This window comes from Protofrankia sp. CiP1_Cm_nod2 (assembly GCF_920664355.1).
Lineage (GTDB): Bacteria > Actinomycetota > Actinomycetes > Frankiales > Frankiaceae > Protofrankia.
This window is the reverse complement of the sequence record NZ_CAKKTL010000238.1, coordinates 1-7803: the sequence shown is the minus strand read 5'-3', so window position 1 is coordinate 7803 and position 7803 is coordinate 1. Positions and strand designations below refer to the sequence as shown.

The following is a 7803-nucleotide window of genomic DNA, read 5'->3' as shown; positions in this document are numbered from 1 at the left end:
AGGGTCGGCGCGGCCACCGAGGTCGAGCTCAAGGAGAAGAAGCACCGTCTGGAGGACGCTGTCTCGGCCACCCGCGCCGCGGTGGAGGAGGGCATCGTCGCCGGTGGCGGGTCGGCTCTGCTGCACGCGTCCGCGGTACTCGACGACGGCCTGGGCCGCACCGGGGACGAGCTGGCCGGGGTGCGCATCGTGCGGGACGCGCTCGATGCCCCGCTGAACTGGATCGCCCGCAACGCCGGTCACGAAGGGGCAGTGATCGTTTCCAAGGTCAGGGAGCAGCCGGTCGGCAGCGGTTTCAACGCCGCCCGCGGCGAGTTCACCAACCTGATCGCGGACGGCGTGGTCGACCCGGTGAAGGTGACCCGGTCGGCCGTGGTGAACGCCGCGTCGATCGCCGCGCTGCTCATCACGACCGAGAGCCTGATCACGGAGAAGCCGGCCAAGCCCCAGACGGAGGCCGCCGGCCACAGCCACGGCGGGCACGCGCACTCGCACGGGCCGGCGTTCTGACCCGTTCACAGCCCGCCCACGGCCGTAGGCCGCATCCACCGGGCGCACAGCTCGAGCGGCCCGCGCGGTACGGGCTCTGATCGATACGCGGGCCCTTTACCGGTAAGGAGTTACCGGTAAAGGGCCCGCGGGGCGGGACGAGCCGGCGTACGGGAACGCCGCGGACGGCCCGGGGACGGCCCGGGGACGGCCCGGGGAGGGCACTGTGAAGATGACATCGTGAGCACGAAGACGACATCGTGAACACGCGTCAGAGGCCCGACAGGACGACACCGACCGTCCTGTCGGGCCTCTGACGCGTTCGCCGTGGGTCTTCGCGGCGACGCGGTCACACATCGCGGGTGGTCCACCCGGTGGGGCCACCTTGTCCGTACATCTCGTCACGAGAACGCGGACACCGCGGGCACCGGCCCGCCCCGGCGACCGCCGTGATCGTGGCCGCGGCGGTCGTCCCGGATGTGGTCACGGATGCCCCGGCACGCTCAGCACGCCGGGGCGAGCCCCGGGCGGGCCGGGCTGTGCCGCCCCGCTCCGCGCCGCGTTCGGCCGGTCAGGATGGCCTCCCGCTCGGACTCGCTGAGCCCGCCCCACACCCCGTAGGGCTCACGGGCCTGCAGGGCGTGCTCCGCGCATGCCTGGATCACGGGACACCGCGCGCAGACAGCCTTGGCGGCCGCCTCACGGGCCGCGCGGGCCGGGCCCCGCTCCCCTTCGGGATGGAAGAAGAGCTCGGTGCTCTCCCCACGGCAGGCGCCGTGAAGCTGCCACTCCCACTTCTCGGCACCGGGGCCTGGAAGTCGTCGGACGTCGGTCATCGGCCTGAGCCCCCCTCTCAACCATGGGCGGCTGGCGCCGCAGCTACACCGTAGTACCGCGCCATATGTTGTTCAACACTGAGAACCACTCGGCACGTAGTCGTTCGGAGCCGGTTCGTCGCCAAGTTGTGGGTACGGTCGCCGAGAGCCACCATGAGCGCTGTGACCCCCTCCCCGGACCCGGCGGAGCACAATCCGCGGTACACCGTCGCCGCGGTTGCCCGACGGCTGGGCATCGCGCCCGCTACCCTGCGTACCTGGAACCGCCGGTACGGGCTCGGTCCGGCCGACCATGTTTCCGGTACCCGTCGCAGGTACGACCCACACGACCTGGCCCGGCTGGAGTTCATGTGCCGTCTCACCCAGGCCGGGATCGCGCCGGCGGAGGCGGCCCGCCTGGCCAGGAGCGCGCTTCCCGAGGACCTGCCGGAACCGCAGTGGCCGGCGCCACTGCGACAGGTCGAGAACGAGACACACTCCGTAGTCAGCTCCGACCGGCCGGGCGAGCCTGACACCCAGGAAGCCGATCAGCCGCGTACCGGCCGGCCCGTCGTGGTCGCGATCTCCTCCGGCGACGGCCGCGGCGCCGCTGGGAACGTCTCAGCGCCCGCCGTCATCACCGGTCCGGCGGCTGGCGCTGGGATGTTCCCGGCGGCGGATGTCGACGACCTGGTGACGGGTGCTGCCGATCCGGCGGACGACTCGGCGGCAGCCATGGCCGGGCCCGGCCGCGTGACCGAAACGGGCCGCGTGACCGAAGCGAGAGGGTCAGGCGGCCGGGTGCTGTCGCTGGCGGGCGCCGGCATCGCTGCCCGCGGCCTCGCCCGCGCGGCCATGGCGCTCGACTCGTCCGCGGTGACCCGCATCCTGGCCCAGGCGGTCGAGGCCGACGGCGTGGTCGCGGCCTGGCAGGACCTGGCGTGCCCGGTGCTCGTCGCCGTCGGCCGGCGCTGGGAGCTGCGTGGTGACGCGGTCGACGTCGAGCATCTGCTCAGCGAGTGCGTCGCGGCGGTCTTCCGCCGGGTGGCAGACCGTGACGTGGGCGCCCACGCCCGTCCGGTGCTGCTCGCGTGCACCCCGGACGAGCGGCACAGCCTCGCCCTCAACGCGGTCGCGGCCGGGCTGGCCGAGCGGGGGATACCCGCCCGTGTCCTCGGTGCCGCGGTACCGGCCGCCGCGCTGCGGACCGCGGTCGTACGCACCGGCCCGGCCGCGGTGTTCCTCTGGTCCCAGCGCCGGGCTTCGGCGGACGTGCGGGTGTGGCGCGGGTTACCGACGACCCGGCCGTCGACGTCGATCGTGGTGGGGGGTCCCGGCTGGCACAGGACGATCGTCGCGCCGCGGGTCCGCCGCGCGCAGTCCCTGCCCGAGGCGCTCGACCTCCTCACCCCTTCCCCTGGGTGAAGAAAAAGCTCCTTTGAGGGAAGAAACAGCTCCCTTGGGCAAGGGATCGGTTTCCCGGGCGAAGCGGCGGCTCTCCTGGGCGAAGCGGCGGAACGTCCGCTGACTTCGCCGCTGTCCCGTTACCCGGCCGGCATTACCTGACCGGTGTTTCCGGCGGACGGGCCGCCGTTGGCGGGGCGAGGCGAGGCGAGGCGAGGCGAGCGGGCATATGCGCGAGGAGGCGGATCCGATGCTGTGCCGGCGGCGGGCTCGCGCCGCCGTGAGCGCTCGCAGGCCCGGGCGGGGACACACCGGGGCGATCAGGGGGAGACCGGGAGCAAGGGAAGCAGGAGCAAGGGAAGCGGGAAGAAGGGGAAGAGAGAGGGTGGTCAGCGGGAGTCGGCTTCGGAGGCCTCGCTCGTCTCGTAGACACCGTCGGCGTAGCCGCGTGCGTAGTCCCAGCTGACGTAACAGGAGGGGTCCGGGGCGTATGCGGGCTCGTGCACCCGGGTGCGTCCCTCGTCGAGCAGATGGCGCAGATTGCCGGTGAGGAGATCCCAGCTGAAGAAGTGCGGTTCCGCGCATCCTTCGCAGTCGACGACGAGACCGCGGTAGCCGCGGGGTTCCAGCAGGGTCCGGAAAACATCGAGATCGCCGAGTTCGGCGAGCACCTCCTCGCGTTCCTGCGGCGACAGAGGCTCCAGCAGATCGGTGTCCTCGGCCGGGTCCAGGCGGGCGAGTTCTGCGGTCGGATCCTCGGGGTCGTCCGCGAACGGGTCGAGAGGCTCGTTGCTCACGCCGACCACGCTACGCCGGACCGGGCCCCTTAGTGGTCCCGATCGGCGACTCCAGACGCTGATGTGTGCCCGTATCGCCTCTTTACCGAGGCTACGGACCGTTTCGAGTACGCGCTATCGCGGCCGGCCCCGAGGAATGATCAGTATGCCCTGTGAAGCCCGCGGCCACGACGCCTTTGGCCAGGCCGCGTCCCTGACGTCTCCGGACACGTGAAAAGTCATGATCGTGGACTCTTTGGCCTAGCATGTAAAGCTTGAACCTCGTACTGATGGCCGCCCGCTGATGGCCGCCCGCTCCGGGCGGCCCGCCGCCCGCGCCGCCCGCGCCGGGCCGGGAAGACGACGGCCGGGAGAGCCACGGCCGGGCGGCCCGCGGCCGAGAAGGCTGAGGGCAACGGCCGGGAAGGCAGGCGGCAACGGCGGGGAAGGCAGGCAAGCAAGGCACGGTCGGGAAGTGCCGTGCGGGTGCGGTACCGGCATGGCGAACAACGAAGCGTGAACGGAAGGTGCCATGAACAGTCCCATTGTCCGGCCGGCCGTGTCTGATCCGGAGCCGGTGCTGCCAACGAAGCTGGCCACGCTGGGGCTGACCTTCGACGACGTACTGCTGCTCCCGGCGGAATCGGACGTCATGCCCTCGGAGGCGGACACGTCCACGTGGTTGTCCCGCCATATCCGGCTCGCCATTCCGCTGCTGTCCTCGGCGATGGACACCGTCACCGAGTCGCGGATGGCGATCGCGATGGCCCGCCAGGGCGGGGTGGGCGTGCTGCACCGGAATCTTTCCGTGGACGACCAGGCGCAGCAGGTCGACATGGTGAAGCGTTCCGAATCAGGAATGATCACCGCTCCGGTCACCTGCGGCCCGGACGCCACCATTGACGAGGCCAACGAGCTGATGGCCCGGTACCGGATATCCGGCGTCCCGGTGACCGAGCCCGACGGCCGGCTCGTCGGCATCGTGACCAATCGCGACATCCGGTTCGAGCGTGACTATTCCCGGTCGGTACGTGAAGTAATGACGCCGATGCCGCTCGTCACGGCGCCGGTGGGCGTGTCGGCCGATGACGCCCTGGCCCTGCTGCGGCAGCACAAGATCGAGAAGCTTCCCCTGGTGGACGACCGGGACCGCCTGCGCGGGCTGATCACCGTCAAGGACTTCACCAAGCGCGAGCAGTACCCGCGGGCGACCAAGGACGCCGACGGCCGGCTGGTGGTCGGCGCCGCCGTCGGGGTGGGGGAGGACGCCTACAAGCGCGCCCAGGCCCTGGTGCGCGCGGCGGTCGACTTCCTGGTCGTCGACACCGCCCACGGCCACTCCCGGGCGGTGCTGGACATGGTGCGCCGCGTCAAGGCCGACCTGCCGACCAGGGCAGACGGCAGCCCCCTCGACGTCATCGCCGGCAACGTCGTGACCGCGGACGGCGCCCGCGCGCTGGTGGAGGCGGGCGCCGACGCCATCAAGGTGGGGGTCGGGCCCGGCTCGATCTGCACCACGCGGGTGGTGGCCGGGGTCGGCGCACCCCAGGTCACCGCGATCTACGAGTGCGCACAGGTCGCCCGGGAGCACGGCATCCCGGTGATCGGCGACGGTGGGATGCAGTACTCCGGGGACATCGCCAAGGCGATCGCGGTCGGGGCGGACACGGTGATGCTCGGCAGCCTGCTGGCCGGCGTCGACGAGAGCCCCGGCGAGCTGATCTTCATCAACGGCAAGCAGTACAAGGCGTACCGCGGGATGGGGTCGCTGGCCGCGATGCGCAGCCGGGGCACCACCACCTCCTACTCGAAGGACCGCTACTTCCAGGACGACGTCCTCTCCGACGACAAGCTCGTACCGGAGGGCATCGAGGGGCAGGTCCCGTACCGGGGGCCGCTGGCCGCGGTGGCCCACCAGCTCGTCGGCGGCCTGCGGGCGGCCATGGGGTACACCGGCTCGCCGACGATCGCCGCCCTGCAACGGGACGCCCGGCTGGTGCGCATCACCGCCGCGGGCCTGAAGGAGAGCCACCCGCACGACATCCAGATGACCGTCGAAGCACCGAACTACAACTCGCGGTGACACCGCCGGGAGGACATCACCGGTGACCCCGCTGGGGGACGGCGCCGGTGATGCCGAGGGGAGGATGCTGCCGTCGGGAGAACCCGGTGACGCCGTGAGAGGACACAGTGGCTGAGGTCGAGATCGGTATCGGTAAGAGCGGCCGGGTCGGCTTCGGCCTGGACGCGCTGGGCATCGTGCCGTCGAGGCGCACGCGCGACCCCGCGGACGTCTCGCTGACCTGGGAGATCGACGCCTACCGTTTCGACCTGCCGGTGGTGAGCGCGCCCGCGGACGCGGTGACCTCGCCAGCCACCGCGGTCGAGCTGGGCGCCCTCGGCGGCCTCGGCATCGTCCATGTCGAAGGGCTGTGGAGCCGGCACGAGGAGCCGGAGCCGCTGCTGGCGGAGATCGCCACCCTCGGCCCGGACGCGGCCGGCCGGCGGCTGCGGGAGCTCTACACCGCGCCGATCCGGCCCGAGCTGGTCGTCAAACGGCTGACGGAGATCCGGGACTCCGGTGTGGTCGCGGCCGCCGCGCTGCGCCCCCAGCGGGTCGACGCGCTGTACCCGTTTCTGCTCGAGGCCGGGGTCGACCTGCTCGTCATCCACGCGACGGCGGTCTCGGCTGAGCACCAGTCGAGACGGACCGAGCCGCTGAACCTCAAGCGGTTCATCGGCGAGATCGACGTGCCCGTGCTGGTGGGCGGGTGCGCGTCCTTCTCGACCGCCCTGCACCTGATGCGCACCGGGGCCGCCGGGGTGATCGTCGGGGTCGGCCCCGGCGGCGCGGACACGACCAGGGCGGTGCTCGGGGTCGGCGTCCCGATGGCGACCGCGATCGCGGACGCGGCCGGCGCGCGCATGCGCTACCTGGACGAGTCCGGTGGCCGGTACGTCCACGTCATCGCGCACGGAGGTGTGCGCACCGGCGGGGACATCGCCAAGGCCATCGCCTGCGGGGCCGACGCGGTCATGCTCGACACGCCGCTGGCCGCCGCCGCCGAGGCACCCGGGCGCGGCGGCTACTGGTCCATGGACCTGCTGCACTCCCGCCTGCCGCGAGGCACCTGGGAACCGGTCGCGGCCGCCGGGACGCTGCGGGAGATCCTGCTGGGCCCCGCGTCGGTGAACCCCGGCACGCTCAACCTCGCCGGGGCGCTGCGGACCGCGATGGCCACGACCGGCTACGCGACGCTCAAGGAGCTGCAGAAGGCCGACGTGCTGGTCACCGCGTCGCTCCGCTGACCCGCCGCCGGCCTCTCCCGCACCGTCCGCCTGCCCCTGGCCGGAACTGTCGCGGACGTTCCGGGCCGGCTGCGCAACTGGGTGAAGTCCGCTTCCGGTGGCATGACGGCCGTTTCCGGGCCCACCCGGAAAATCCTCGTGACCTCCGGTGAAGCTCACTTCGGGCAGCATGGCACCCTGGAACCGTCTGTTCTGGTCCGAAGGATGACACATGCGCATCGACGAGCACGGTCGCTGGGTCAGCGATGATGGTTCGTACGTCTGGGACGAGGTGGCCCAGACGTGGCAGCCGTCAGCGGCGTACACCACCGAGTCCACGACCACCGGTTCCGCCGCCGGTTCGGGCGGTGCCGGTGTCACCGGTGGCGCCGGCGCCGGTGCCGGTGGCTATACCGCGGCCGCCACGACCGGGGAGTTCGCGCCGGGCTACCTGGCGCTGGACACGTCGGGCTGGTCCGTCCTGGACGGGACGCTGTCGCCGGACGCGGCCCGCTCGGGGCCGGCCCCGGGGCCGGACGGTGGCTCGCGAAGCCCGCAGGCGGCTGTCGACACCCCGCGGCCGAGCGGGCCGGAGGGCTGGCCGCCCCAGGACAGCATCTCGTCGCGGGACGCTGACATCCTGGCCAACACGGGCGGGATGGACATCACGGCCGTGGCCACGGGTGGGCCCGCCTGGGAGAGCTACCCGCTCCGGGCCGGCGACCCGGGGACGGGGCCGGCAACGGCCGCCGACGCCCCGACGGCCTTCGGCGCGGTAGGCACCTCCACCTTCAGCACTGTCGTCGCCCCGAGCGCGGGGGAGATCACGTCGGCCGGTGCCAGTGCCCGGGGGCTGTCCGAGCCGTTCGGTGTGGTGGACGTCATTGCGCTCGGGCCCTCCCAGGGCGGCGGCCCGCCCGGCGCCGACACCGCCGCCACCATCCTGGGCTCCCCGCCGCGGGCCTCGACCGGCGCGCACCGGCAGCACCGCAAGCGCCGGGCCGGTGGCCGGCTGGCGGCGCTCCGGCCCC

The 7803-nt window shown here is 72.5% G+C and carries 6 protein-coding genes and 1 pseudogene; 5 read left to right on the top strand and 2 right to left on the bottom strand.

Annotated features, from left to right (window positions below; translation table 11 throughout):
- Positions 1-510: TCP-1/cpn60 chaperonin family protein (locus NBW84_RS20345; protein ID WP_445548785.1), on the top strand; the 510-nt coding region annotated here is incomplete at its 5' end.
- A 482-nt stretch (positions 511-992) separates the two neighbouring features.
- Here the strand turns inward: NBW84_RS20345 and NBW84_RS20340 are convergent.
- Complete coding sequence (locus tag NBW84_RS20340) at positions 993-1325, bottom strand: WhiB family transcriptional regulator (RefSeq protein WP_013875065.1); 333 nt, start codon at positions 1323-1325, stop codon at positions 993-995.
- Positions 1326-1478: 153 nt separating this feature from the next.
- Between NBW84_RS20340 and NBW84_RS20335 the strand changes: the two genes are divergently transcribed.
- Positions 1479-2729, top strand: a complete 1251-nt coding sequence (locus NBW84_RS20335) for a MerR family transcriptional regulator (protein ID WP_250286469.1) — start codon at positions 1479-1481, stop codon at positions 2727-2729.
- 368 nt (positions 2730-3097) lie between these two features.
- Here NBW84_RS20335 and NBW84_RS20330 read toward each other — a convergent pair whose 3' ends face one another.
- The gene (locus NBW84_RS20330; RefSeq protein ID WP_445548537.1) at positions 3098-3514 is read right to left on the bottom strand and encodes a DUF5319 domain-containing protein; all 417 of its coding nucleotides are present in this window, start codon (positions 3512-3514) and stop codon (positions 3098-3100) included.
- 502 nt (positions 3515-4016) lie between these two features.
- Here NBW84_RS20330 and guaB point away from each other — a divergent pair.
- The 3 genes and pseudogenes from guaB to NBW84_RS20315 form a co-directional block, all read left to right on the top strand.
- Positions 4017-5567: an IMP dehydrogenase gene (guaB, locus tag NBW84_RS20325; RefSeq protein ID WP_445548536.1), complete on the top strand. Its 1551-nt coding sequence runs from the start codon at positions 4017-4019 to the stop codon at positions 5565-5567.
- Positions 5568-5674: 107 nt separating this feature from the next.
- On the top strand, positions 5675-6793 hold the full coding sequence (locus NBW84_RS20320; RefSeq protein WP_250286465.1) for a GuaB3 family IMP dehydrogenase-related protein: 1119 nt from the start codon (positions 5675-5677) through the stop codon (positions 6791-6793).
- 211 nt (positions 6794-7004) lie between these two features.
- Positions 7005-7803: pseudogene (locus tag NBW84_RS20315) on the top strand (hypothetical protein); the annotation flags it as partial.

Excerpts from the sequence above, each read along its gene's own strand:
- NBW84_RS20340 (WP_013875065.1), bottom strand. The coding sequence starts at position 1,325 with ATGACCGACGTCCGACGACTTCCAGGCCCCGGTGCCGAGAAGTGGGAG.
- NBW84_RS20335 (WP_250286469.1), top strand. The coding sequence starts at position 1,479 with ATGAGCGCTGTGACCCCCTCCCCGGACCCGGCGGAGCACAATCCGCGG.
- guaB (WP_445548536.1), top strand. The coding sequence starts at position 4,017 with ATGAACAGTCCCATTGTCCGGCCGGCCGTGTCTGATCCGGAGCCGGTG.